Annotated in this window: 20 protein-coding genes; 5 read left to right on the top strand and 15 right to left on the bottom strand. The window is 72.1% G+C overall.

Going from position 1 to position 25,598, the window contains the following annotated elements:
* Window position 1: 1 nt before the first annotated feature.
* A complete protein-coding gene (locus tag CFREN_RS01960; RefSeq protein WP_209654178.1) occupies window positions 2-1,882 on the bottom strand; it encodes a bifunctional ADP-dependent NAD(P)H-hydrate dehydratase/NAD(P)H-hydrate epimerase in 1,881 nt (626 codons plus the stop codon).
* Window positions 1,883-2,166: 284 nt separating this feature from the next.
* Here CFREN_RS01960 and CFREN_RS01955 point away from each other — a divergent pair, with 284 nt between their 5' ends.
* Window positions 2,167-4,005 carry an acyltransferase family protein gene (locus CFREN_RS01955; protein ID WP_209654180.1) on the top strand — a complete coding sequence of 613 codons (1,839 nt, stop codon included), beginning with the start codon at window positions 2,167-2,169 and terminating at the stop codon, window positions 4,003-4,005.
* Between the two features lie 78 nt (window positions 4,006-4,083).
* On the opposite strand, the gene CFREN_RS01950 is transcribed toward CFREN_RS01955, so the two are convergent.
* Together CFREN_RS01950 and glmS are read right to left on the bottom strand one after the other, a co-directional pair.
* A complete protein-coding gene (locus CFREN_RS01950) occupies window positions 4,084-4,998 on the bottom strand; it encodes a chymotrypsin family serine protease (protein ID WP_052054063.1) in 915 nt (304 codons plus the stop codon).
* Window positions 4,999-5,283: 285 nt separating this feature from the next.
* On the bottom strand, window positions 5,284-7,158 hold the full coding sequence (gene glmS, locus CFREN_RS01945; protein ID WP_209654183.1) for a glutamine--fructose-6-phosphate transaminase (isomerizing): 1,875 nt from the start codon (window positions 7,156-7,158) through the stop codon (window positions 5,284-5,286).
* Between the two features lie 116 nt (window positions 7,159-7,274).
* Here glmS and CFREN_RS01940 point away from each other — a divergent pair, with 116 nt between their 5' ends.
* A complete protein-coding gene (locus tag CFREN_RS01940) occupies window positions 7,275-8,132 on the top strand; it encodes a dienelactone hydrolase family protein (RefSeq protein WP_070521568.1) in 858 nt (285 codons plus the stop codon).
* 82 nt (window positions 8,133-8,214) lie between these two features.
* On the opposite strand, the gene CFREN_RS01935 is transcribed toward CFREN_RS01940, so the two are convergent.
* The 10 genes from CFREN_RS01935 to eccCa all read right to left on the bottom strand — a co-directional run bounded on the left by CFREN_RS01935 (window position 8,215) and on the right by eccCa (window position 19,563).
* Entirely contained in the window at window positions 8,215-8,499 is a 285-nt protein-coding gene (locus CFREN_RS01935) for a hypothetical protein (protein WP_209654185.1), read from the bottom strand.
* Complete coding sequence (locus CFREN_RS01930) at window positions 8,496-9,746, bottom strand: hypothetical protein (protein WP_209654187.1); 1,251 nt, start codon at window positions 9,744-9,746, stop codon at window positions 8,496-8,498. The genes CFREN_RS01935 and CFREN_RS01930 overlap by 4 nt, the downstream gene beginning before the upstream one ends.
* Entirely contained in the window at window positions 9,743-10,045 is a 303-nt protein-coding gene (locus tag CFREN_RS01925; RefSeq protein ID WP_141743026.1) for a hypothetical protein, read from the bottom strand. Before CFREN_RS01925 ends, CFREN_RS01930 begins: the two co-directional genes overlap by 4 nt.
* Window positions 10,046-10,283: 238 nt before the next feature.
* Window positions 10,284-11,627: a phosphoglucosamine mutase gene (gene glmM, locus CFREN_RS01920; RefSeq protein WP_209654191.1), complete on the bottom strand. Its 1,344-nt coding sequence runs from the start codon at window positions 11,625-11,627 to the stop codon at window positions 10,284-10,286.
* A 277-nt stretch (window positions 11,628-11,904) separates the two neighbouring features.
* Window positions 11,905-12,468, bottom strand: a complete 564-nt coding sequence (gene rpsI, locus CFREN_RS01915; RefSeq protein WP_070521580.1) for a 30S ribosomal protein S9 — start codon at window positions 12,466-12,468, stop codon at window positions 11,905-11,907.
* Complete coding sequence (gene rplM, locus CFREN_RS01910) at window positions 12,465-12,908, bottom strand: 50S ribosomal protein L13 (protein ID WP_035121424.1); 444 nt, start codon at window positions 12,906-12,908, stop codon at window positions 12,465-12,467. Before rplM ends, rpsI begins: the two co-directional genes overlap by 4 nt.
* 325 nt (window positions 12,909-13,233) lie before the next feature.
* On the bottom strand, window positions 13,234-13,524 hold the full coding sequence (locus CFREN_RS01905; protein ID WP_070521583.1) for a WXG100 family type VII secretion target: 291 nt from the start codon (window positions 13,522-13,524) through the stop codon (window positions 13,234-13,236).
* Between the two features lie 68 nt (window positions 13,525-13,592).
* Window positions 13,593-13,922, bottom strand: a complete 330-nt coding sequence (locus CFREN_RS01900; RefSeq protein ID WP_070521586.1) for a WXG100 family type VII secretion target — start codon at window positions 13,920-13,922, stop codon at window positions 13,593-13,595.
* A 225-nt stretch (window positions 13,923-14,147) separates the two neighbouring features.
* Window positions 14,148-15,644, bottom strand: coding sequence for a type VII secretion-associated protein (locus tag CFREN_RS01895; protein WP_209654193.1), 1,497 nt, complete (start codon window positions 15,642-15,644; stop codon window positions 14,148-14,150).
* Window positions 15,628-19,563 carry a type VII secretion protein EccCa gene (gene eccCa, locus CFREN_RS01890; RefSeq protein WP_246580162.1) on the bottom strand — a complete coding sequence of 1,312 codons (3,936 nt, stop codon included), beginning with the start codon at window positions 19,561-19,563 and terminating at the stop codon, window positions 15,628-15,630. The genes CFREN_RS01895 and eccCa overlap by 17 nt, the downstream gene beginning before the upstream one ends.
* 166 nt (window positions 19,564-19,729) lie before the next feature.
* On the opposite strand from eccCa, the gene eccD reads away from it, so the two are divergent.
* Both eccD and CFREN_RS01880 read left to right on the top strand, forming a co-directional pair.
* On the top strand, window positions 19,730-21,106 hold the full coding sequence (eccD, locus tag CFREN_RS01885) for a type VII secretion integral membrane protein EccD (protein ID WP_209654195.1): 1,377 nt from the start codon (window positions 19,730-19,732) through the stop codon (window positions 21,104-21,106).
* Window positions 21,107-21,147: 41 nt separating this feature from the next.
* Complete coding sequence (locus tag CFREN_RS01880; protein WP_209654197.1) at window positions 21,148-22,380, top strand: S8 family serine peptidase; 1,233 nt, start codon at window positions 21,148-21,150, stop codon at window positions 22,378-22,380.
* Here the strand turns inward: CFREN_RS01880 and eccB are convergent.
* Window positions 22,349-23,644 (bottom strand): type VII secretion protein EccB, encoded by a 1,296-nt coding sequence (gene eccB, locus CFREN_RS01875; protein WP_209654199.1) that lies wholly within the window; start codon window positions 23,642-23,644, stop codon window positions 22,349-22,351. The two genes, CFREN_RS01880 and eccB, sit on opposite strands and share 32 nt — an antisense overlap.
* Before the next feature lie 153 nt (window positions 23,645-23,797).
* Between eccB and CFREN_RS01870 the strand changes: the two genes are divergently transcribed.
* Window positions 23,798-24,805, top strand: coding sequence for a hypothetical protein (locus tag CFREN_RS01870; protein WP_209654201.1), 1,008 nt, complete (start codon window positions 23,798-23,800; stop codon window positions 24,803-24,805).
* A gap of 23 nt (window positions 24,806-24,828) precedes the next feature.
* Here CFREN_RS01870 and CFREN_RS01865 read toward each other — a convergent pair whose 3' ends face one another.
* Window positions 24,829-25,524 carry a hypothetical protein gene (locus tag CFREN_RS01865; protein ID WP_209654202.1) on the bottom strand — a complete coding sequence of 232 codons (696 nt, stop codon included), beginning with the start codon at window positions 25,522-25,524 and terminating at the stop codon, window positions 24,829-24,831.
* Window positions 25,525-25,598 lie beyond the last annotated feature (74 nt).

Below are 25,598 nucleotides of genomic sequence, written 5' to 3'. Positions count from 1 at the left end.
GTCATTGTGCCACCGACGGCCACGCGGTCTCCGCCGCCAGTGCCGCAGTGGCCTCCCGGATGGCCCCGGCGATGAGCGACGCCGACGTCGGCGCATACCCGGCCGGCGTGCGGGCCGCGACTTCGGCCGCCCGGGCGTGGACGGTGACCGCCGGCGCGATCCCCGCCATGCCGTCCTTGGCCATCCACGCCCCGACCAGACCGGACAGCACGTCACCGCTGCCGGGCGTCGCCGCCCACGACGTGCCCGCGTCGATGATGCGCACCGTGCCCGTGCGGTGGCCGTGCCCGGCCGGCATCGCCACGACGGTGCGCCGGCCCTTGAGCAGCACCGCACAATCCAGGGCGACGGCCATCGCCTTCGCGGCGCCGATCGGATGGTCGGCGGGATCGGGCAGCGCCTCGGCTCCCGCTTCCGCCATCGCATCGGACAGACGGCGGAACTCCCCGGCGTGCGGAGTCAACAACGTCTCCCCCTCGCGGGCCACGAGCTTCTCCCTCAGTTCCGGGTGCCGCGCCAGCAGGGTGATGGCGTCGGCGTCGACGAGCAGGGGCTCGTCACGGCTCAACAACTCAGCCAACTCCGCAGCCGCCGCATCATCGGTGCCGCGGCCCGAACCGACCACCCACGCGTCGACCCGGCCGGCGTCGTCAAGCGAAGCATGCGCGACCACCTCCGGCAGCGCGCGCACCACCTCCGCCGACACGGCACCGACGTAGCGGACCATCGCGGACGTCGCCCGCACCGCCGCCGTGGTCGCCAGCACGCCCGCACCCGGATACCTGTCACCGCCCGCGCAGATGCCGACGACCCCGCCGGAGTACTTGTCATCCTCGGCACCCGGCTCCAGATCACGCGGAAAACCCGGGCGGGGCGGGCGCGGATGATCGCCGACCGAGGTCCACACGTCACCCGGATCGACGTCGTACAGCGTCGGCCACGTGAAGGCATTGCGCGGCGGCACCGCCAGCGACCGGTAATACGTCCACGTCTCCGTGGTGCTCTCGGCGGCGTCGCGGGCGAGATCCCGATGCAACTGGCCATGCAGACTGCGGCCGGCCTCCGCACCCGCCGGCCACTTCTCCCGCGGCAGCAGATGCAACTCGGGGCCGTCGCCGTCGAGCGCGATGTCCGCCACCACGACCTCGCCGCACTGGTCCGACAGCGCATGGGCGAAACGCAGACCGCCGAACGTCACCGTCACATCGGCGGTGACGTGGCCCGGCAATTCCAGCGTGCGCGGCGACGGCTCATCCGGATCCCCCGGCTCCCACTGCGGGTCCGGGATCGACGCCCCCGGCACGGTCTCCCCCGTATCCGCGGCCACGCCCGAGGGGACGTCGATGGACAGGAAACGGGCGTGGTTCTTCGCCGCCACCCGCACGATCCGCGCCGCCTTCTCCCGCAGCGCCCCCGTGCCCCCGAGCCCCACGATGCCGTCGATGACCAGGCAATACCCCCACGGACGCGCCGACTCCGGGTGCGCGGGATCCAGCGGCTCGGGGTTGCCGTCGCCACGCAGGCCCGCAGGGAAATCCGGCAACCCGTCGACCAGCACCGCCCCACCGCGGCGGCGGAACGTGGCCAGCGCGCGCTCGTGCGGGGCGTCGCCCAGCAGCACCGCGTCGACGCCGATGCCCTCGGCGGCCAACAGCGACCCCGCGTACAGGGCGTCGCCGCCGTTGCCGCCCGAGCCGACCAGCAACAGAACGCGCGTGGCGTAGCGGCCCAGGAAATACGGTTTCGGGGCGGAGAGCATCACCTTCGCCGCGTCGGCGACGGCCTTGGCCGCGTGCCTCATCAATTCATCCGGTTCATCCTGCGCCCTCAACAGGGGCCCTTCGGCACGGCGGATCTGGTCGACGGTGAAGACGGCTTCCATGACCCGAGACTACGTCCGGCCGCGGATTCACGCCCGAGGCGACCACGGCGACGACGACGCCACCCGGCTGTCGCGGATCCAGGCGCCGACCGTCGCCAAGCGGGGCCCGACGAGATGCACCACCCCCAAATTCGGCGAAAGCCCGACGGCGACTAACGCCGACGCGGCGGTGGAGGGGACTATGTTGCAATCGCGCGGTGGCCATCGGTCGGGCGCGCCCCGCCGCGCCGTGCTCCGGGCCCCGTGCCCCGTCCCTCGTCCGTCCCCAGGAGAGCCCTCGCCACATGCCCAAACCCGTGGATTCCCGCACCACCTACGTCCCGGCGCTCGATGGCCTTCGGACCATCGCCGTGATGGCCGTGCTGTTCTACCACCTCGACGCCTCGTGGGCGCCGGGCGGTCTGCTGGGCGTGGCCGTGTTCTTCACGCTGTCGGGCTACCTCATCAGCACCAATCTGCTGCGCGCGAAGTACCGGCACGATTCCTTCCGGTTGAGCACCTTCTGGTTGCGCAGATTCCGGCGGCTCGTGCCCGCCGTGGTGGTCACGGTGGCGGCGGTGTTCCTGGTCACGGCGCTGTCGACGCCGGGGGAACTCGGCGACCGCGTCGGCGAATCGATCAGTTCGCTGCTGTACGTCAACAACTGGTACGTCATCGCCCAGGGGCAGTCGTATTTCGACCAGTTCGAGTCGACCGGCCCGTTGGACCACATGTGGTCGCTGTCCATCGAGGAGCAGTTCTACCTCGTCTGGCCGCTGGTGCTGGCGCTGCTGTTCGCGTTGTTCGGGCGGCGGCGAAAGGCGAGATGGTTCATCGGCGGGGCGACGTTGGCGCTGGCCGCGGCGAGCTTCGCCTGGATGGCCCACCTGTCCAACGTCGGAGCCGACGCCACCCGCATCTACGAGGGCACCGACACCCGCGCCGGCGGTCTGCTGCTCGGCGCGCTGCTGGCGATCCTGCTGGTGCGCAGGAACGGCACGGCGGAGATCAAACGCTTCCCCGCGGAAGCGTCGGGACTCGTCGGCATCGCCGTCATCGTGGTCCTCGTCGCGGTGATGCCCGATGATTCGCCGTTCCTCTTCGGCGGCGGCCTGGTGGTCCTGAGCTTTGCGACGATGGCCGCGATTTACTCGATCCTCGACCAGCGCACGCTCGTGTCGCGGGTGCTGGGCATCGCGCCGATGCGGTGGATCGGCGAGCGTTCCTACGGCATCTACCTGTGGCACCTGCCGGTGACGGTGTACCTGCCGAAGGAGCTCGACGACATGCCGCTGGCCCGCGGCGCCGCGGTCATCGTGCTGTCCTTCCTTCTGGCCGCGATGTCGTGGACGCTCGTGGAGGATCCGATCCGCCGCAACGGCGTCGTCGAACCGTTCCGCCGGTGGCGCGCCGCCCGTCGCCGCGCCCGCCGCGACGAGGTCCCCGGCCCGGGCACTCCCCGCACGATCTTCGCCGGCGCGACGGTCGTGCTCGTCGCCGTGGCGCTGATGGGTCTGCCCGCCGCCGTCACCGGTGGCGCGCGTCCGGGCGAGAACCTGGAGGCCGATCTCGAGGCCCTCGCCCAACGTCAGGAAGCCGCCCAGGCCGCCGCACCGAAACTGCCGACGCGGAAGATGCCGACGGGCGACCGCATCACCGCCATCGGCGACTCCGTGATGCTGGCCAGCTCCATGGCGCTGGAAGAGGAGTTCCCCGGCATCTACGTCGACGGTGCGGTGTCGCGCCACTACGAGGCCCTGCCGACGATCATCTCCAACATGGAGGCCGCCGGCACCCTGGACCAGTTCGTGGTCCTCGGCTTCGGCACCAACGGCGCGGCCCGCGAGGGCGAATTCGAGGACATCGTCGACCTCCTCGGCGAGGACCGCGTCATCATCCTGGTCATGCCCTACGGCGACCGCTGGTACATGCCGGAAGCCAAGCAGCAGGTCATCGACTTCGCCAAGAAGTACGACAACGTCTACGGCGCCGAGTGGTGCCAGGCGGCGACGGCCGACACGACGCTGCTTCGCGACGACCTCATCCACCCGACCCTCACCGGCGCCACCGCCTACGCCGATGCCGTGCACGATGCGCTCCAACAGTGGGTCAACCGGGAGGACGGGGTGCCGTCCACGTGCTGACGTCGTAAAGCACCGGCCCCGACACGGGCCGAGGCACGGCGCGGCCGACCGGCATCGCCGCGACGGCGACGCCGACCGTCACGCGTACAGCGTCAGCCCCCACAAGTTCATGGGCTCGGCGATCGTCATCGCCGACACCCGCGTGGCGTCGGCGGGCTGCCCGTAGGACTGCAGCCCGACCGCGTAGAAGCCGTCGTCCGTCTGGGCGAACACCGGGCCGCCCGAATCACCGTGGTCGGCGATGCCGCGGAAACTGAGGATCCCGTTGTCGTCGACGCCCAGATACTCGCCGCACGACAAACCGGTGCGGAAACCCAGCCGGCAAATCCTCGGCTTGTTCTCCTCCAGCCACGACACGTCGCGCCATCCCTTCAACGGCGCGTCGAACGGGAACGTCTGGACATGCGGTCGCGCGCGGGTGATGTCGATCAACCCGTAATCCGCGCCGCCGGCCGTCAGAAACTCCGACTCGACCATCGAACCGATGTACGTCGATGACCCGTCTTCGTCCACGATGGAGAACTGGTCGTCCTCCTCACCGCAATGCCCCGCGGTCAACACGAAGTCCCGATTGTCCGTCGACACGACGTACCCCACCGAGCAACTCGACTCATCGGTGTCGTTGACGATGATGCCGCCCGGAACGACGGCCCCCGGCATCGACAGGAATTGCCATTCCTCACTGTCGTGGAAGATCGCGGAATCGTCGTCCGCGTCCGGGATGTCGGACTCGGGAATGTCCGCCCCGTCCTCCGAGTCGATGTTCGCCGAGTCCTCCGCGTCGCCGCTGCCCGAACCCGCGTCCCCGTCGGGCACGGCCTCCGTGGTCACGCCCGCCTGATCGACCCCGGGGTCACCGTCGGCGTTCGCCGAATCATCCCCGGCGGAAAAGGCCAGGGCCGCGGCCCCCACCAACGCCACCACGACGGCGGCCGCGGCGGCTCCGATCGCGACCTTCTTGCCTCCCCCGTTCTTCTGCGGGGGCCCGGGCATCGGCGCCGGGGGCGGCGTCGGAAAGCCCTGGAAACCGGGCCCCGGAGCGCCCCCGAACCCGCTGGCCGGTCCCGGTGCGCCGAAGGAGTTGCCCCCTGCGCCGCCCCCGAAACCACTACGGTTCCCGTCGCCGAAGGACCCGTTGAATCCTCCGTTGAACCCTCCGCCGTAATTCCGCGGGCCCCCGCCGAAACCATGGTTGCCATTCACGTGAACTTTTCCTTCGAAGTCGAGTCGAGCCGGAACCGGACGCCGGGCGCTGGGCACCGGACGCCGGGCGGAAAACTACTCCACCGTCACCGACTTCGCCAGGTTACGGGGCTTGTCGATGTCCTCGTTGCCGCACTGGCGCGCGATCTCCGCGGCCAGGAACTGCAGCGGGATCGTCGACAGCAGCGGCTGCAGCAGCGTCGACGACTCCGGGATCTCGATGAGGTAATTCGCGAACGGGCGGACCTTCTCGTCGCCCTTCTCCGCGATCACGATCGTCTTGGCGCCGCGGGCGCGGATCTCCTGGATGTTCGACACGATCTTCGAGTGCAGCACCGCACGGCCCTTCGGCGACGGCACCACCACGACCACCGGCAGATCCTCCTCGATCAGGGCGATCGGGCCGTGCTTCAGCTCGCCGGCCGGGAAGCCCTCGGCGTGGATGTACGCCAGCTCCTTCAGCTTCAGCGCACCCTCCAGGGCCACCGGGAAGCCGACGTGACGGCCCAGGAACAGCATCGTCGGAATCGCGCCGAGCTCGCGGGCGATGTCGTAGATCTGCTCCTGCATCGCCACGACCTGCGCGATCTTGTCCGGGATGGACTCCAGCTCGCGGTACTCGCGGGTGACCTCGTCGGGGTACTTCGTGCCGCGGGCCTGCGCCAGCGCCAGGCCGACGATGTAGTTCGCGGCGACCTGCGCCAGGAAGGACTTCGTGGCGGCGACGCCGATCTCCGGGCCGGCGTGGGTGTACAGCACCGCGTCGGACTCGCGGGGGATCTGCGCGCCGTTGGTGTTGCACACCGCCAGCACGCGGGCGCCCTGCGACTTCGCGTGGCGCACGGCCTCCAGCGTGTCGGCGGTCTCGCCGGACTGCGAGATGGCCACCACCAGCGTCTGCCGGTCCAGGACCGGGTCACGGTAGCGGAACTCCGAGGCGACCTCGATCTCCACCGGGATGCGCACCCAATGCTCGATGGCGTACTTGGCCAGCAGGCCCGAGTGGTACGCCGTGCCGCAGGCGACGACGAAGACCTTCTCGATGTCCCGCAGATCCTGGTCCGTCATGCGCTGCTCGTCGAGGACGACGCGGCCGTCGACCAGGTGGCCGGCCAGGGTGTCGCGGACGGCGCCGGGCTGCTCGTGGATCTCCTTGATCATGAAGGAGTCGTAGCCGCCCTTCTCCGCGGCGGCGAGGTCCCAGTCGATGGTGAACGGGCGGCCGGACTGCTCCGTGCCGTCGAAACCCATGATCCTGTAGTCGTCGGCGGTGATGACCACGACGTTGTCCTGGCCCAGTTCCACGGCCTCCTTGGTGTGGGCGATGAACGCCGCCACGTCGGAGCCGAGGTACATGCCGTCGCCGCCCACGCCCACGATCAGCGGGGTGGAGCGGCGGGCCGCGATGATGCGGTCCGCGTGGTCGGCGTGGGTGAACAGCAGGGTGAACGCGCCCTCGAGGCGGTTCAGCACCGCCAGGGCGGAGGCCTCGAAATCACCGGCGGTGCCGGACTCGTCCTCGCCGTTGTAGGCGCGGGCCAGCAGGTGGCAGGCGACCTCGGAGTCGGTGTCGGACTTCAGCTCGACGCCGGCGGCCTCCAGTTCGGCGCGCAGCGGGGCGAAGTTTTCGATGATGCCGTTGTGGACGATGGCGACCTTGCCGTCGTAGGAGACGTGCGGGTGCGCGTTGGCGTCGGTCGGGCGGCCGTGCGTGGCCCACCGGGTGTGGCCGATGCAGGCCTCACCGGCGAAACGGTCGCGCCCGGCGGCGTCGAGCTCGTTTTCCAGGTTGGCGAGCTTGCCGGCCTTCTTCTCCACGTTGACGCCGCCGGCACCGTCGAGGACGGCGATTCCCGCCGAGTCGTAGCCCCGGTATTCCATCCGTCGCAGCGCCTCGACCGCGATGTCGAGCGCCGGCTGCCGTCCCACGTATCCAACGATTCCGCACATGCCGTACAGAATAACCGTGCCCGGCCCCGTTGCCCTCATCGAAAAAGAGGGAAATTCCGGTCGGCGTTTCCGACGCCGCCGCACATGGGCCCGTCCATTGCCGATATGCTGGCCACGTGGCTGAGAACCTGAAGACCCTCGTCTCCAATCTGTCGAAGCGCGGTCCGCACCGCGTCCTCGTCGGCGATCTCGCCTACGTCGGGTTGCCCGGCGTGGTGTACACGCCGGCGAAGGGCAAGGGCGTCCCCGGCATCGCCTTCGGTCATGACTGGCGTTCGCCGGTCGACGATTACCACGCGACCTTGCGTCATCTGGCGTCGTGGGGCATCGCGGTGGCCGCGCCGAACACCGAGACCGGGTTCGTGGCGGATCACCGGGGCCTGGCCAATGACCTGGAGTCGGCGTTGCAGATCCTCGGCGGCGTCCTCTTGGGCGAGGGCGAGGTGCGGGTGTCTCCGGCGAAGCTGGGCCTGGCCGGCCACGGCATGGGTGCGGGCGCGGCGGTGCTGGCTGCGGCGGGCCGCGAGAACATTCGGTCCGTGTCGTGCGTGTTCCCGGCGGACACGTCTCCGTCGGCGGAGGCGGCGGCGACGAACGTGCATTGCCCGGGTCTGGTGCTCGGCCCCGGCGAGAATCAGTGGCTGGATCGGGGCAACCCGAAGCGTCTGGCCGCGAATTGGGCCGGTGACGTCATTTTCCGCGAGGTCGACGGCGCCGAGCAGGCCGATTTCTCCGAAACTCCCCTGTCTCGCCGTCTGCTGGGCTTTTCCAAGTCGAGCGTGAAGCAGCAGGAGATCACACGCGCCGCCCTGACCGGGTACATTCTGGCCACGGTCGGCGGGGAGAAGAAGTACTCCGCCTTCACCGAGCCGGACCTGAAGATGAAGGGCGTCACCAACCGCAGCATGGAGTGGTTGCGCGATCAGTTGCCGGAGACCGAGTACGTGCCGCTGCCGGGCGAGCCCCGTTCCTAGCGTTTTTGTTTGCGCCGCCGTCCGGTTTTTCCGGGCGGCGGTTTTCTTTTCGTCGTTGCTTTGCGACGCCCGCCGGTTTCCGTCAGCCGCCCTTGTTGAGGATCGACTGCACCGGACCGCCCGCCGCCCGCACCCGGCGGGGTTGCGCATCGGCTTTCCCCACGACTCCGGGGTGGCGTCCGTCCGTCGCGGAGGCGGTGCCATTCGATCGGTGTCGTCGATTGAGTTCCGCCAGCGCGTCTTTCGCCCTGCGTAATTCGGATTCGAACGTCGCCCGGTGGGCGGCGACGGTGTCGCGGTAACGCTGCATGGCGGCGTCGTACCGGGCCCACTGCAGCGGGTCCATGCCCGCCGGTGCATCCATCACGCCCACCCTCCCGCCGACGGCGCATGCACCGTGCCGGCAGCGGCGGCGGCCGGTTCCTCGGGCGCGGGGTCCGCAGGCGAGGGGTCGGCGGGAGCCTGCACCGGTGCCGTCGGCGCAGTCGGCTCCGGCACCTGCTCCGGCGCCGGTTCCGGTGCGGGGTCGGGTGCCTGCTCACCGCCACCGCCGTACATGTGCTCCAGCTTTCCGGCCGGTGGCGGCGGCTCCCAGGGCTCGGGCTCGGGCTCGGGCTCGGGTTCCGGCTCCGGCGCCGGCTCAGGCTCGGGTTCGGGTTCGACGCACTCGACCGGCTCCAACTCCGGCTCGGGTTCGACGCATTCCACCGGTTCGGGCTCGCGCTCGGGCTCGACGCATTCCGCCGGTTCCGGGTTCGCTCCGGGCTCGACGCACTCCGCGGGCAGGCACAGGTCGAGCATCCCTCCCGCGTTCACCGCCACCGAGATGCCGCCGACGACCGCGCCGGTGATCTGCGCGGCGATCGCACCCGCCGCACCGGCCACCGCCTCCACGGACGCGGACGGCCCGGCAGAAACAGCGGGCACCGTCGACGCAGCGGGAACGGTCGGCGCGACCGGTTCACGGTCGACGACGACGTCGGGGCACTCCGGCACGGACGCCGCGTCCGATTCCGCGACGCATGCCTCGACGTCGGCGATGGCGCAGTCGAGGATCTCGCCGACGCAGACGTCGCGGGCGGCGATGATCCCGTTGAGGCAGCCGACCAACGCACCCGACACCTGGGCGGCCACCTGCGCCACCGCCGGACCCGCACCCGGCAGTCCGGCCGTCGCCTCGCACCCGCCGATCACCGCCCCGGCCGCATCGATCGCACCGCACATCGACGCATCGGCCGCCGCCGCTACCGTCGCAGCCGCCCCTCCCGCGCACAGCATGCCGAACCCCGCCCCCGCAGCCGAGGCCCACTGCCCGAGGCATGCGGCGTCGGCCCCGGCGACGGCACCGGCCATCGCGTCGGCGGCCGCGCCGCCCAGGCCCGCGAAACCCACCGCCCCGTTGCCCGCCGCCTCGGCGCACCCCAGGTTCACGCCTTCGGCCACCGCCGCAAACGCACCCGGGTCCAATCCGTCAACGGCCGCCGCAGCCAGCGACGCCTCGGGCACCGCCGCCGGAGCCACCGGCGGCGCGCCATAGGGCACCGCGCACGCGTCGGCCGCGCCGAGCACGGCCCCCAATCCCGCCACTCCGGTGCTGATGAACTCCCCGTTCACGCCGAATCCCCTCCCGTCACGTCGATCCGGCCGACCGCATCACGGACCGCACCATCGACGTCGGCCAACGCGCCGAACTGCCCGGCCACCGCGGGCGCGTACTCCCCCAACGTCCCGTGCGCCCGGCGGCCACGCCCGCGCATCGCCTCCACGGCGATCTCCAGGCGCACGCCCCGATCGACGAACGCCGCCCCCGCGGCAATCGGCGCGAACCCGGGCACCGCGGCCCACCGTCCGTCACCGTCGACCGCCCGCCCGGAAACGTCGGCGGCCACACGCGCCACCTCGTCCCCCGACATCCGCATGTCATCCCCGCCCGCAATCACGGTCTTCCCCCTTCTGTTGCCGCATCATCCGCGGAAGAACTTTCCCTGACACCCCGTTTAGACGCGTCCCGACGCCCATCGGTTCCATCCGATTTGCCCGCCGCCCCGGTCCGGGGGTGGCGCCCCGCTCTCGTCACCGGCCCACCAAGAAAAGCGTGACGACGCCCCGCCAACACGCGGGACGTCGTCAAGCAAAAAGGAAAGGGGAAAGCTACACCGCCGCAACCACCGCCGCGAGCTCACCGGCGATGCGACGCGCGGTCTCGGCATCCGGGGCCTCCACCATGACGCGGAACAGCTCCTCCGTGCCCGACGCACGCAACAGCACGCGACCCGTGTCGCCGAGCTGCTCCTCCGCGCGGGCGATGGCCTCCTTCACCGCCGGAGCATCGGAGATGGCCGCCTTGTCCGCCACCGGCACGTTGATCAGGGTCTGCGGCAGCACCTTCATCACCGACGCCAACTCCGCCAGCGACTTGCCCGTCTTCGCCATCCGCGCCATCAGGTACAGGCCCGTCAGCGTGCCGTCGCCCGTCGTCGCGAAATCCGGGATGACCAGATGGCCCGACTGCTCGCCGCCCAGCGAGTACCCGCCCGCGTTGAGATCCGCCAGCACATACCGGTCGCCGACCTTCGTGGTGCGCATCTCGATGCCGTTGCCCCGCATCGCCAGCTTCAGGCCCAGATTCGACATCACCGTGGCCACCAACGTGTTGTGGTGCAGCAGACCCTGCTCCTTCATGGCCACCGCCAACACCGCCATGATCTGGTCGCCGTCGACGACGTTGCCCTCGGAATCGACCGCCAGGCACCGGTCCGCGTCACCGTCATGGGCCAGCCCCAGGTCGGCGCCGTGCTCCAGCACCGCCTTCTGCAGCACGTCGATGTGCGTCGAACCGCAACCGTCGTTGATGTTGTACGAATTCGGCGAATTGTGGATGGCCACCACATCCGCGCCCGCGGCCGCATACGCCAGCGGGGCGGCCTCGGAGGCGGCGCCGTTGGCGCAGTCGACCACCACGCGAATGCCGTCGATCTTCGCCGGAACCGCCTTGGCCAAGTGGAACAGGTAGCGGTCCAGGCCGTCGGTGGCCTCCTCGATGACGCGGCCGACGCCGGTGCCCGTCGGGCCGCCGTCCTCAAGGTTCAGCAGCGCGTGCTCGATCTCCTTCTCCACCGTGTCGTCGAGCTTCGTGCCGCCGGCCGCGAAGAACTTGATGCCGTTGTCGGGCATCGGGTTGTGCGACGCGGAGATCATCACGCCCATGTCGGCGCCGTAGTCGTCCGTCAGGAACGCCACCGCCGGCGTCGGCAGCACGCCCACGCGCAGCACGTCGACCCCCTTCGATGCCATGCCCGCCGCCATCGCCGCGGCGAGCATCTCGCCGGACACCCGCGGGTCACGGCCGATGATCGCGGTCGGACGACGCTTGCCCGGGTTCGCCCCGCGCGTCAGGACGGTGGCGGCCGCGGCCCCCAGTTTCATCGCCAAAGGCGCGGTGAGGGTCTCGTTCGCGAGTCCGCGGACACCGTCGGTGCCGAAAAGACGGGCCATGTCAGATGCAACTCCTGATCGTCGGGTGCCGGCCGCCGGGTCGCGGGGCCGTTTTCCGTATCCCGACATTGTGCCACCCGTCGGACACGTCGTCGACGCCAACCCGGCGCAAACCCGGGTGATGCGACGAAAACGCCCCACCTCGGGTCGAACCCGGGATGGGGCGTTTCGTGAAAAGCGCGGGCGGGCGCTGCCCGGCGCCATGCGGCACCGTGGCCTCCCGCTGCGTTGCGGGCCACCGGCGAACCGGCGGCACCGCGGAAGCGAACGCTTCGGTTTAGCGCTTCGAGTACTGCGGCGCGCGGCGGGCCTTGTGCAGACCGGCCTTCTTGCGCTCGACGGCGCGGGCGTCGCGGGTGAGGAAGCCGGCCTTCTTCAGCTGGCCGCGCTCCTCCGGGTTGTACTCGTTGAGGGCGCGGGCGATGGCCAGACGCAGGGCGCCGGCCTGGCCGGACGGGCCGCCGCCGTTGATGTTGGCGGCGATGTCGAACTGGTTCTCGCGCTCGAGCAGGACCAGCGGGTCCTTGATCTCCTGCTGGTGCAGCTTGTTCGGGAAGTAGTCCTCGATGTCGCGGCCGTTGCAGGTGATCTTGCCGGTGCCGGCGGTCAGGTTGACGCGGGCGACGGCGCGCTTGCGGCGACCGACGGTCTGGATCGGGCGATCCAGGGCGGCGGGCTCGGCGACGACGACGTCCTCGACCTCGGCGGTCTCATCGACGAGCGAGTCGCCGATGGTGGAGGTGAAGTCCTCGGTGGCGGCCTCGGCGGCAGCCTGAACGTCGTCGTAGGTGGCCTCGGTGTTGTCGACCTGGGCCTCGTTGGTGTCCTGGGGGTTGGTCACTGCGCCACCGCCTTGATCTCGTAGTTCTCGGGCTTCTGGCCGGCGAAGGGGTGCTCCGCACCGGCGTAGACGTGAAGCTTCTTGATGGACTGACGCGACAGCTTGTTGTGCGGCATCATGCCCTCGATGGCCTCGGCGATGACGCGCTCGGGGTGCACCTCGAGGGAGCGGCCGAGGGTCATCGACTTCAGGCCGCCCGGGAAGCCGGAGTGGCGGTAGCGCATCTCGCGGTCCCGCTTGTTGGAGGAGATGTGGACCTTGTCGGCGTTGATCACGATGACGTGGTCGCCGCAGTCGACGTTGGGGGCGAAGTAGGGCTTGCCCTTGCCGCGCAGCAGGTCGGCGGCGTGGGTGGCGAGGCGACCGAGCACGACGTCAGTGGCGTCGATGACGTACCACTTGCGCTCGATGTCACCGTCCTTGGGGTGGAAAGTAGGCAACATGACTCCTTACGGGTCCGTGTGATTCTGCCGGCCGGCGCGCACCGCGTACCCTGCCCCCGGCGGCCGGTGGAGACCCGGGGGTGTCGCTTCCCGTTTTTGCTTGACGACGACCCGCCTGCGGGCGTGCGTCGTCGTGCGTGCGGGAAGAGTGGTGCACACAGGCGTTTCAGCCTACCGGTGCGGGCCGCCCAGACCAAAACGCGACGGCCGATGCGCCCTGCCCCGGTGAGGGGAGGGTGCATCGGCCGTCGTCAAGCACCGCCCGGCGCGCGCCGGGGCCGGTGTGTTCGGTGCAATCGATGGAAGTGGTCTGGTGCGCCGGTCAGCCCCAGCTGGCGGCGGCGCGTCGGTTGATGTCGGACATGCGGTCGTTGCCCTCTTCGACGGTGCGGGCGATGGTCTCGAGGATCTGGTTGAGCTCCTCGGCGGACTCGTCCCACGCGCGCTGGGCGTCTTCGTAGGCGATGGCGGACTCGCCCTCCCACGTCGCGGTCATCGGCGCGATGCGGGTCTTCAGGTCGCCGAGCAGGGTCTGGATGTGCCCGGACGTGGTGCGGATGTCGGCGGCGCCGGTGGCGATGGAGCCGAACTGGTAGCGGATGGTGTCGGTCATGTGGTCCCCCTCTGTGTGATTGTCGTGCGATGTCCGGCCGTGCGTTTGCGGCCGTGCGTTCATGGCCCTTACAGGTTCAGCAGGCCGCCGCCGGCGGCGCCGACGCGGTTGAAGTCCGCCGCGCCGGTCTCCTCGCCCTCGTCGAAGCTGGCGGCGTTGTCGCGGATGTTCTGGGCGATGTCGGAAAGCGCGCCCGACAGCTTGGCCGCGGCCTCGTCCCACCGGACCATGACGTCGTCGAAGGCCAGCTTGGCCTGGCCCTTCCAATCCCCCGCCAATCCGTCGACGACGCCGCGCAGCCGCGCCAGCTCTCCGGACACTTCCTGGTTCACCCCGTCGACGTCGCCCGCCGTCGTGGTCATCGTGCTGGACTCGGTGGTGAAGATCCCGCCGGTCATGTCATTCCCCCTCATGTTGGATGCTCGATGTATCTCGTGTTCCCGGTCGGCCGGGATCCCGTCCCCGGCCGCCACATGATTGGACGCGCCCCGCGCCCGATCGGTTCCATCTTTTTTCCGCCCCTCCCCCTGCCCCACCCCCGTCACCGCAGTCGCGGCAGGCCCGTCAACTTCTGATCCGCAGTCCGATCACCTCCTGCTCCGCAGCCCGCTTCCGCAGTCCGGTCACTCGGCCCGGACCACGGCGGCGGTGCGCAGCGCCTGGCCGCACACGGGACGGAGCTGTGGAATGGTCGCTCCCCGGAATTGGCAGCCGACCGACACCTGCCATCCGTCGACGAGCCGGTGCTGCCACAGCACCACGGATCCCGCGTCGGGGCGTTCCTCGTGGACGACGACGTCGAGGCCCTCGATGGCCTCCCGCCGGACGCGATCCATCGTGGGATCGCCCGCCGCGTGGGCGGTCAGGCCCGCGGCGAGCCCGTCGGCGTCCATGCCCCAGGCGACTTCGCCGGCGGTGACCAGAATCCGCATCGGTCCCCCGTCGACGAGGACCAGCGCGTCGGCGGTGGCCCGTTCATCGATGCGCCACCGATCGGGCAGTTCGACGCGCACGCCCTTGCCCTCCAATTCATGGGCGGCGGCTACCTCGGGCCCGTCCGGCACGGTTGAGCCGCCGCCGGATCCGGGGCGGGCCGGCGGGTTGTCCGGTCCGGAATCCCCGGAATCGACCACGTCGTCCGGCCCGCGGCCCCCTCCCGCATCGGCGGCCGCGGCGACCATGGCCTCATCCTGCAATGCCCCGCCAACGGGGCCGTCGAGGATGAGGACGATCACCGCCGCCGCGACCAGACACGCCACCGCGCCCACGGCCACCGCCGGCGCCGCATGCAGCCGGCTCCGGGGCCTGCGCCGCGCGGACTCCTGTGCCCGGGCCCGGCGACGCAGCGCCGCGATGTCCAGACCTCCCGACCGCGCCTCCGGTTCCATCGCACCGGATGTCCCGTGCCGCAGCTCCCGGTCGGACCCGTCTCGCCGCTCCTCTTCGGTCCCGGATGGTTCGACCACGGCCGGTTCCGCACCCGCCGGTTCCGCCCCGGCCCGTTCGACATCGGAGTGGAGCGCGTGACGACGGCCGGCCGCGGCACCCGCATCCGCGCGGGACAGTGCGCCGCCGAGGAGCTCCACCGGAACCGGAAACGCCAGCCAACCCCGGCGGCGCATGTCGGCGATGAGCCGGTCGTCGCCGGACGCGACGATGAATTCGACGTCACCGTCATCCGGGACCCGGTCGCCGCCGTCGGCGCCGTCGGCCCCGTCGGCGTCGGCGAGCAACTCGGCGACCAGATCGCGGATGATCTCGAGCGCGTCGCCGCCGCGAAACGACAACCGGCCGTCGGCCAATCCCGCGTCGAAGTCGAGGCGGGACACGCAGATGCGGCCGGGCTCGACCTCCACGAGGAAACTGTGGCCGACGGCCGGATGCTCCAGGCCCATCAATTCCGTGGCCAGATCCCCGATCCGGGGATCGGCGCCGCGGCGCACCAGCTCCCCGGCGAAAAGCTCGCGCCTGCGCCCGCCCCAGTACGACGGGGTGATGACGACCTGCGGGACCGCCCCGAACCCGTCGATCAACGCCGCATCGCCCTCGGGACCGCAGGCGGCCGGGCCCCATGCGTGGAGCACCGCCGGGCCGGGTGCGCGGTCAGTCGTCGCCGCCATCGGGCGTCACCTCCTCGTTTCGATCGCCGCCGGGGTGTGCCCCTCCGGGCTCCGGCGGCAGGGCCACCTGCACCACGCGCGGCGGTTTGCCGTGCTCGACCCACGTACCCCGACCGGGCGGCCGTTGACGCAGGGCCACGCCCATCAACGGACCGTCGTCGCGGGAACCGTCGAGCACCAGGCCCGTCGCCCCCTGGTCCTTCGCCGCGCCGAGCACCGGATCATGCAACGACCGCGTGGCCGCACCGGTGCGGCGGGCCAACACCATGTGCAGGCCGATGTCGGCGGCATGCGGGATGAACTCTCCGAGCACCGTCAACGGCGATCCTCGCGAACCGGACACGAGGTCGTAATCGTCGACGACGACCGCGATGTCGGGCCCCGTCCACCAATCCCGTGCCCGCAGGCGCTCCGGGGTGACGTCCGGCCCCGGCAGCCGCCCACGCAGCGCCTCGGCCAATTCCACGACCATCGGTTCGGCCACCGCCGGCGAGCCCGCGTACCCGGCCAGCCGATCGGCGGGCACCGCGTCGATCAGGCCCCGCCGATAGTCGATGACCAGGAACTTCAACCGCGGCCGGGTGTGCAGCAAGCCGGCGATCATCGTCCGCAGCGCGGTGGTGCGCCCCGACCCCGCCGAACCGAAGATCAGCAGGTGGCGATCCCGGTCGGCGTCGAAAAGCACCGGCGCCAGGGCACTTTCATCCAGGCCCACGGCCACCGCCCCACCCGCCACGGCCGGGGCGATCTCGGCCCATTCCACGCGCGCGGGCAGCATCTTCAGGGCAGGTACCCGCTCATCCCCGCGGGCCCGGCACACGGCGGCCACCTCGGCGATGTCCGAGGACCCGGAATCGGCGACGAGCACGCCGCACCCGTCCGGCGACAGCCCGCGCCCCGGCGCATCCGGCACGAGTTTGGCGGCCTTGCGGTCGATGACCGAGTCGATGGCCTCGGCTTGCCGCAGTTCGATGCGTGTGCCCAGCAGATCGCGCACCGCCGGGCGCAACTCCGTCCACCGGTGCGCGGTCACCGCGACGTGCACGCCGACGGCCAACCCGTCCGACAGGATCGACTGCACCAGATCCCCCAACGCCTGATGCTCCTGCCGCAGCGCCGGCCAGCCGTCGATGACCAGCAGCACGTCCGGTTCACCGCCGGTCCGGGCGTCGGCGATGGTGTGCCAGCCCCGCGCGCGGTGCCGTTCCTCGCGCGCGGCCACCTCGGCCGACACCGCCGACACGACGCGGTTGAGCTTGTCGACGTCGCCGCGGTGCGTCACCGACGCCACGTGCGGCAGCCCCGCGAGGTCCGCCAAGCCGCCCGCACCGTAATCGATGACATGGACGTGCAACTGCGTCGGCCGCGTCGTCAGCGCCAGCGACGCCACCAACGTGCGCACCGCCGTCGACTTGCCCGACCTCGGCGCTCCGACGATCGCCGCATGCCCGCCCGGCCCCGACAGGTCCACGGTGAACGGATCCTGCCGCTGCTCCAGCGGCCGGTCGACGAGCCCGATCGACGCGGTCAGCGCCGGCAGCGTCGAATCCACCGCATCGGCCAACGCCGTCCGCGCAGGCAGCGGCGGCAACCACACCCGATGGGCCGAGTGCCGGTGCCCGGCCATCGCGGCGACGGTGGCCTCCAAAACGGTGCGCGACGGCTCTGCCTCCGACGCCGATTGGTATGCGTCGTCACGCGGCGAACCCTCCTCGACGACCTGCCCGCCTGCGGCGGTGAACGCCGCCACCCGCCCGGCCGAGGCGACGCCGGCACCATGCCGCCCGCCCGCGGAATCGGCGGGCACCGGCCCCGACACGTACGCCGAATGGAAACGCACCGGGGCGCCGGCGTCGGTCTTGAGGAAACCCGCGCCCGGCGTCGCCGGCAGATGATGGGCGTCCGGGACGCCGAGGACGCTGCGGGACTCGGCGGCCGAGAAAGTCTTCAACCCCACCCGGTAGGACAGGTGACTGTCGAGGCCGCGCAACCGCCCCTCCTCCAACCGCTGGCTCGCCAGCAGCAGATGCATGTGCAGCGACCGGCCCAAACGGCCCACCGCGACGAACAACTCGGCGAACTCCGGACGGTGCCCCAGCAACTCCGAAAACTCGTCGACGACGATCACCAACGCCGGCAGCGGCGCCAAATCCGTACGTCCCGCCCGGCGCGCGGCCTCGTACTCCGCCACGCCCGGAAAATTGCCCGAGGCGCGCAGCAGCTCCTGTCGGCGGGTCATTTCGCCGCGGATGGCGTCCTGCATGCGGTCCACGAGGATCAGCTCGTCGGCCAGGTTCGTGATCACCGCCGACACGTGCGGCAACCCCTCCAACCCGAGGAACGTCGCACCGCCCTTGAAGTCGACGAGCACCAGATTGAGCTGATCGGGACCATGCGTGGCCGCCAACGCGAGGACCGCGGATTTCAAAAACTCCGACTTACCCGAACCCGTGGCTCCGATGCACAGGCCATGCGGGCCGACGCCGCCCTCCGCCGATTCCTTCAGGTCCAGGTGCAGCACCGACCCGTCGGCGCCGACCCCCACGGGAATGCGCAGACGCTCCCGCCCCAGCCGCTCCCGGAACACCAGGTCGGCAGGCGGCGGCGCAAGGTCCAGCTCCGCCAACACGGGGTCGCGATGCGCCCGGTCATCGCCGCCGACCCGGGTGGGGGCGTGCCGGGCCAGACGCCGGGCCAGCGCCTCCGCCGCACCGGGGCCGAGGGCGTCGGCGGCGGCGATGTCCTCCTCGCCGGCCGCGGTCGTCGCCCGCACCCGCCCATCGACGACCGTCAGCGCCAACCCCGAGGCCACGGCCATGTCCATCGTCGGACTCGCCGCCGTGGCCGGGCCCGGAACCGGCGCGGCGATGACGCACACGGTGCTCTCCCCCGCGGTTTCGGCGCCGAGCAGCCCCTCCAGCTGCGCCGGTTCCCGATCCAGGTCCCGGCCATCGGCGACGACCACGACCAATGGCGCCTCGACGTCGGCGAGGAGTTCGACGAGGCCCGGCACCGTCGACGCCCGCAACCTCGCCGGCCCCGACGCATCCGCCCGGTGCGGATGGGCGTTGTGCGGCAGCCACTTCACACACTCCCACTCCGGGCCGACGCCGACGACCGCGATGGCCAGATCCTCCGGATGATGCGCCGCCGCCAACTGGGCGACCATCGCCCGCACCAACGCCACCGATTCGTCCCCGTCACCGCCCACCGCGATGAGGGGAAACACCCCGACGTCGACGGCGACCGGGAGATCCGGCACCGACCGCGCCGAACGCACCACGTGCCGCAACGCCACCGCGGACACGGGGTCGAGTTTCTCCGGGGCGGTCACCGTCGGCGGGGTCACCGGCGTCGCCGGGGCATGTGGCCCGGTGCCGATGCGCACCGCACCGAAATCACCGTCCTCCGGCGACCGCTCCCACATCCGCCACGTCCCCGCCAGCGTCCACGCATCCGCCGGATCCGGGTGAACGTGGACCAGGCTGGCCCGCTGCATCCCCACCGCATCGGCCACCGCCCGCCGCACGCTGGCCAGGTGCCGCTGGTAGTCGCGCCGGGCCGGCCCCACGTCCGCCGCCGCCGATGCGCCGCCGGCCATCATGCCCAACGTCGACACCACCATGAGCAGCGGAAACATGAAGGTGATCGGGTTACGAGCAGATCCCGACACCACCATCACGGCGACCATGCCCACCACCGCGACGAGCATCACCACAGGCAACAGCGCCCGCATCAACGGCACGGGCTTCGGCTCCGGAGCCTCCGGCGGCGCATCGGGCCTAATGTCCCCCGGCCGCGGCACCGGCCCCGGCACCCGCGGGGCGCGCCCCGACACCATGCCCTCCGAATCCGGCGCCGTCGCCACCGCCGCCACCGGCCCCGCCGCCGCTGCGGCGGTGCCGTCGGTCGTCGTCACGCGCGAACGCGCATCCCCCATCGTCGAAACCCCTCCCCCGAGTACGCCGGCCGTTCGGCTGGACGCGACGCAGAGCATAAGCCACCCTGAGAGGACGCGCCCGGCCAACGGGGGAACGGGTGCAACGACATGCGGTGGTGCGCGCCACCGCGGGCGGGGGAAAACCATGACACTGACGTCGTCGATGCTGCGGCTGCGAATCGACTTCATGCCCGGCGACGGGCCGACGCGACGCGCGGACCTGCTCGTCCCCGCGGACGCGCCGGTGGCCACGGTGCTGCCGGAATTGATCGACGCCTTCGGGGCCACGGCCGCGCCGGGCGCGTCATGGCGGGTGCGGCTGCCGGACGGGTCCATCGCCGATTCCGAAACCGGACTCGCCGAGGCGGGGGTCCGCGACGGCGACAGGCTCGTGGTCGTGGATGATCCGGGGCCGGCGCCGCCGCCGATGGTCATCGACGTCGCCGACGTGCTCGCCGACGACGCACCCGGGACGGGGGTCGTCGATGCCGCGGTGGGGCCGGTGATCGCCGCGGCGGCCACCGTCGTCGCGGTGATCGGCGTGCTGGCGATGTCCCCTCACGACGCGGTCCTCGGCGCCGGGGTCGCCGGGGCCCTCGCCCTGTCCGCGGCGGGTGGTCTGCGCATCGCCATGCGCCGGGGCGGGGGCGCCGCCGCCGTGTCGTTCCTCGCCTGTCAGACCCTGGTCTGCGCCGCCCTCGGCGGTGCCGCCCTGACCGGCATCCGCGCCGCCGATGCCGGGGTCGATTGGCGTTTCACCGCCGGGCTCGTCCCCGGGGCGGCGGTGTCGTCGCTGGCGCTGCTGATGCTCCGGCCCGCCCGGCGCGACATCGCGGCAGCGTTGACCGCCGTCGGCGCGGCCGGGTTGACGCTGGCCCTGGGCGCCGCCGGTTTCGCCGCCGCCCTGCGGTGGTTCGCCGAGGCCGGGCCCGCCGCCGCCCTGACCATTGCGTTGGTCGTCATCGTCCTGGCCGCGGCCCCCGGCATGTGCGTGGCGGCGGCCGGGGTGCGGGTGCCGCGCATTCCCGCCGCTGGCGAACCGTTTCCGGATGATCCCGACCCCGATGATCCCGTCGACGTCATCGCGTCACGCGCGGGCCGCTTCCTCGATGGGACGGTCGCCGGCGCGTCAATCGTCCTCGTCGCGGCGGCCGCCCCGATCGCGGTGGGCTCCCCCGGCGGCTGGGCGCTGGGGTTGCTCGCCGCGGTGACGGTGCTGTGCCTGATCCAGTCGCGCGGTCATGCCCGGATCATTCCCTCCGCCGCCCTGGCCTGCGCGGGTGCGTCGCTGCTCATCGGGGTCGCGGTGTCGCAGTGGGACGCGGGGCGGTGGCCGGTGGCGTTGCTCGTGTGCGCGCCGTTGCTGGCGGCGACGGCCGTGACGGCGGTGCCGTCGAGTCGGGTCACCCCGACGATGCGGCGGGTTCTGGAGCTCATCGAGGCCGTGGCCATCACGGTGTCCCTGCCGTTGGCGGCGGTGGTCGCCGGTATTCCGGATCTCGCCGCGGGGCTGATCCGGTGAGGCTCCGGGGCGCCGTCGCCTGGTCTGCGGGTCTTCTCTGCGTGACGACGGCCTGTCTTCTCCCCTCCGACGTCTCGGCCCAGGCCCGCTGCACGGGCACCGGGGCGTCGTCGCCGGCGATCGTGGCCGAGCCGACCGTCGCCGAGCGGGCGCTGCGGTTCCGCGACGCGTGGGAGGTGTCCGACGGGGCGGGCGTCACCATCGCGATCATCGACACCGGGGTGGCCGATCACCCGCGGTTAGGCGGTGTCATCGACGGCGGCGACGTGACGGGCACCGCCGACGCATTCCACGACTGCGACGCCCACGGCACGTTCGTCGCCGGGTTGGCGGCCGGTCGTCCGGGCGGGGATTCCTTCGCCGGCGTCGCACCCGGCGCGGCGGTGTTGTCCATCCGCCACACCACCGGCGATGCGGGCACGCTGCTGTCGTTGTCCGACGCCATCGATTCCGCGGTGCGGGGCGGGGCGCGGGTGATCAACATTTCGTTGACCTCGTGCGCGCCTGCCGGCACCGTCCCGCCCGGCGCGCCGGAGGTCACGGCCGCCGTGCAACGCGCCGAGGAAGCCGGGGCGGTCGTCGTCGCGGCGGCGGGCAACGCCGGCGGAGATTGCCCGGACGGCGCGGTGGCCTGGCCGGCGATCCTCGAGGAGGTCATCGCCGTCACGGCCGTCGACGTCTTCCCGGAGCCGGACGCCGACCACGCCCCGGCCGGGTACGCGCTCACCGCGGACTGGGTCGACGTCGCCGCACCCGGCGGCCCCGTCGTCGGCCCTTCCCCGGACGGAGAAACCATCGCCGACCTGCACGTCACGGAGTCGCGCACGTCGCCGATCGCGGGCACCAGTTTCGCGGCGCCCCTGGTGTCGGGCACGGCGGCGTTGATCCTTTCGCGTGACCCGTCGCTGTCGCCGACGCAGGTGCGCCGGATCATCGCCGACACCGCGTCGCCCGCCGCGACCACCGTGGGCGTCGGCGCGGGCGTCGTCGATCCCGTGGCGGCGGTGGCCCGCACCGGCATCGACCGCGGCATCCGCGCCGACGAGGGCGATGCGACGACGGGTGCCGCATCAGCGCCGACGCCGCCCCCGGCAGTCGATCACGTGCCCTCGCACCGTATCGCCGCCCTCGGGACCATGGCCGTCATCGCGGTGGTGGCCCGTGCGGCATGGTCCGGCGGAGCCATCCGCGACGGCGCAGTCGGCCGGGACGGGACAACCGGCGGTGCCGCCGGGAATGCGGTCAGATCGCGGCCAATGCGGCGGTCTTCGTGAGCTCGGGCCCCTCTCGGAATGTCGCGAGCACCCGCCACGGCACCGCGACCGTCGACGGATAGCCCAGCGCAGCCAGCGCGCCGCGGTTTTCCACCAGGTGCCGGGTCCCGCCCGCCGAAACCAAATGCACGCCGCCTCCGGTGTCCACCGCCGTCGTCGACCGCAGCGGCGACGAAAAGCCGTCTACGCCGGGTCCGGTCCCGTCGGCGCCCGGGTACGGGACGACGTCGTGCGGCGCCCGCCCGTGGGTCACGGTGGTCGTCTCCGCGTCGGCGTCGACGCACAACCAGCCCTCCGCCGGCGCCCAGTCGGGGATCTCCCCGGGCAGACCGCCGGCATCGATGCCGGCGGCCACGGGGATCCCGGCGAGCTCGACCTCGGTGGCCGTCCGCGTCCCTCCGCCCGCCGCGAGCACGTCCGCGACGACCGGGGCGACGTCCACGGCACCGTCGTCGCGCACCACCACCCGACGCTGCCCCACCGCGACCACCGTTCCCACCACGTCGAACGGGGCGGGAAAACCGGACGGATCTCCCTGGCCCGGAACGTGCGGGACCGTCACGGGGCCGCGCTCCGGAATGGCTGCGAGCAGATGCGCGCCGACCGGACGCACCGGCGCCGCCGCCAACCCGAGGGCCCGGGACAGCACCGGGTCGCCGACATCGATGCGCGCCCGCCGGCCATCGTGGACCAGCCACGTCGCCTCACCATCGGTGACCAGCGCCGACGCCCCGCCGGCGGGCAGCTCCCCCATCCGAACCACCGTCGAACGCACCAGGACCGGCTCGTGCAGGCCGGGCGCCGCCTCCTCGCACACCCCCACCGACGGCGGCGCGGACGCGGGGTCGCCCGCCGCGATGTCCGGTGCCGCGGGAATGCCCACTGGGTGCCCCGCCGCAATCCCCGCAAGAGCGTCGGGGCCCACCCGCACGGCCTCCGCCGGCTGTCCCAGCACCAACCGCGCCGACGCCAAATTCGCCACGGGATGGACGCGGTCGTCGATGCGCACGTGCAACGCGCCCGTATCCCGCACGAGCAGCAGATCGGCGTCGGCCGCACCATCGCGGGGGCGGATCAGGCCGAGAATCACCGTGCCCGCCAGCACCAGCACCAGCAGCGCCGCACCGGCCGCCACCGCACGCCCCCGGGTGCGCAGCGGATCGTGGAGCATCCGGGCGTCGGCCCGCACCAGGGCGTGCTCCACCCTGCGGACGAGAAAACGGTGCCCGCTGATCTGCGCGGGCGTGGTCGGAGTGCGAGGCATGTGACGTTCCCCCCGAATCGTCGGCACCCATGGTCTTCGCCCGGCAGCCTAGGCCAGCCGACGCTAGGCTGCCCGTCGACGGCCGCCGACCGGGCGGCCCGCGGTGCGGGGGTGCACCGCATCGACGAGGGGCGAACGGGCCGGGGTGGGCACATGGCATGGTCGGAAATCACGGAATTCGTCGGGGCCAACGCGGCTCCGCTGCTGGTCGGGGGCGCGACGCTGATCGTCGCCGGGACGCACGCCCCGGTGCGCGGCCGGGCCCTGCGCGATCGGTGGCGGGGGCCTCATCCCGCTCCGACCGCCGGTGCCCGCGTCGTCGCCGCGACGACGGACGTCCTGCCGATGTCGGCGCTGGTCGACGCAGTCGCCGAATGCCCCGTGCCCGTCGACGTCGTGTCGGTGCACCGCTCCACCGCCCGCCCAACGGGTGAAGCCGGGCACCGCTACCGGGGCTTCGCCGATCAGCTGGGGGTGCCGGAGGCCCGGTGGACGTCGGTCCTCGTCGGCGGCCCGCCCGAACACGACCGGCCGCGGCTGGATTTCTTCATCCACCGGCTGGGGTTGCTGGGCCTGCGGGCGCGGCCGCTGTCCGACGCCGAGTTCGACCGCGACGCCGCGACCGAGGCCCAACGCCTGCTGGCCCGCGCCCCGGGCCGCAACCACGTCCGCCGCCCGCACCTGTGGTTCACCCCCGCCCACGACGTCGACGTCCCCGCCGCCCCGGCGCAGCTGGTCGGCACCACCCGCGACGGGGCGCCGCTGGTGATGGCGCTGCCGTCCATCGAACGCCTCGACGTCGCCGCGGATCCCGCCCGCCTGGCGGACCTGTTGGTGCCCACGCTGATCACGGGCGCGCGCCTGGGCATCCGCACCCATCGCCCGCGGCACTTCGCGCCCCTCCTCGACCATGGGGCGGTGCTGACCACCGCGGCGGGCGACCCGACCCTCGACGTCGTCGTCCTCGACCGCGGGGCACGGGTGGACGGGGCGGCGACCACCGCGACGATCGTGCTTCACGACGGCCCGATCCCCTCCCCGCCGACCCCGGATTCGGTGCCGACGCCGAGCCTGACCATCGGCGAGCACGCCTGGCATCTCACCGTCGGAGACGACGAAACGCCCGTACGGCCCCTGCCGATCCTCGCGGCGCGGGCGTGACGGGCGTCGTCGTAAAGCGGTCCCTACTCGCCTGCGCGCGGGCCGAGAACGTCGCCCAGGCCGGGAAGCTCGACGTCGGGCAGCGCCGGCCCCTCCGGGGCGGGATCGTCCTCGGGGGCGGGCGCCGGCTCCTCCGGAAGCTCCGGAATGGCCGCACCCGTGACGGAACCGGCGTCGAGGGAGGCGCTGCCGCCCGGACCCGAGCACTCCACCGTCGCCGCCCCGTACGCCGTGCAGGTGAAACCGAACATCGACACCCGCTCATAGGGGTGCAGGGTCTCCGGGGCGAAACCGTTGTCCGGGAAGTTCATGTGCGCGAACGTCGGCGCCGCACCCGGCGACCACGTCACCGCGTTGGCCGGAACCCGGCCCCCCTCGTAGCTTTCGACCATCGGCGGGTCGGCGAAGTTCGCGCGGCACGTCAGGTACGGGTCCCCGCCGAGCGAATTGGCGAAGCATTCCGTCGCCCCGTCGGCGAGACGGAACACGCGCGCGTTGTCGGCGCCCGGCGGCATGAAGCGGTCATCCGCGACATCGGCGATGGTCGGGCCGCCGGCCTCGGTCGTCTCCGGGCGCTCCGCGAGCTCGCTGGCCGTGGACGACGGCCGCGCCGAGGTGTCGGCGATGGTCTCGGACTCGGAGTCGACGTCGTCGGTGCCGCAGCCGACCACCAGCAGAGTCGTGGCGGCGACGGCGGCGAACATGGAGAACTTGCGCATGACCCCACACCCTACGTGGTCGACACCGGTGAACCCAGTCTTTTCCCGCCCTTTCCGCCACCCCGTGACGCACG

Origin of the sequence: Corynebacterium freneyi (assembly GCF_030408835.1) — a bacterium.
Lineage (GTDB): Bacteria > Actinomycetota > Actinomycetes > Mycobacteriales > Mycobacteriaceae > Corynebacterium > Corynebacterium freneyi.
Note: the sequence above shows the minus strand (reverse complement) of the source record. Positions and strands in the feature narration are given on the sequence as shown.

Coding starts and splice junctions, on each gene's coding strand:
- CFREN_RS01960 (WP_209654178.1), bottom strand. CDS start 1,882: ATGGAAGCCGTCTTCACCGTCGACCAGATCCGCCGTGCCGAAGGGCCC.
- CFREN_RS01955 (WP_209654180.1), top strand. CDS start 2,167: ATGCCCAAACCCGTGGATTCCCGCACCACCTACGTCCCGGCGCTCGAT.
- CFREN_RS01950 (WP_052054063.1), bottom strand. CDS start 4,998: ATGCCCGGGCCCCCGCAGAAGAACGGGGGAGGCAAGAAGGTCGCGATC.
- glmS (WP_209654183.1), bottom strand. CDS start 7,158: ATGTGCGGAATCGTTGGATACGTGGGACGGCAGCCGGCGCTCGACATC.
- CFREN_RS01925 (WP_141743026.1), bottom strand. CDS start 10,045: ATGTCGGGGGACGAGGTGGCGCGTGTGGCCGCCGACGTTTCCGGGCGG.
- glmM (WP_209654191.1), bottom strand. CDS start 11,627: ATGGCCCGTCTTTTCGGCACCGACGGTGTCCGCGGACTCGCGAACGAG.
- CFREN_RS01905 (WP_070521583.1), bottom strand. CDS start 13,524: ATGACCGACACCATCCGCTACCAGTTCGGCTCCATCGCCACCGGCGCC.
- CFREN_RS01900 (WP_070521586.1), bottom strand. CDS start 13,922: ATGACCGGCGGGATCTTCACCACCGAGTCCAGCACGATGACCACGACG.
- CFREN_RS01895 (WP_209654193.1), bottom strand. CDS start 15,644: ATGGCGGCGACGACTGACCGCGCACCCGGCCCGGCGGTGCTCCACGCA.
- eccD (WP_209654195.1), top strand. CDS start 19,730: ATGACACTGACGTCGTCGATGCTGCGGCTGCGAATCGACTTCATGCCC.
- eccB (WP_209654199.1), bottom strand. CDS start 23,644: ATGCCTCGCACTCCGACCACGCCCGCGCAGATCAGCGGGCACCGTTTT.
- CFREN_RS01870 (WP_209654201.1), top strand. CDS start 23,798: ATGGCATGGTCGGAAATCACGGAATTCGTCGGGGCCAACGCGGCTCCG.
- CFREN_RS01865 (WP_209654202.1), bottom strand. CDS start 25,524: ATGCGCAAGTTCTCCATGTTCGCCGCCGTCGCCGCCACGACTCTGCTG.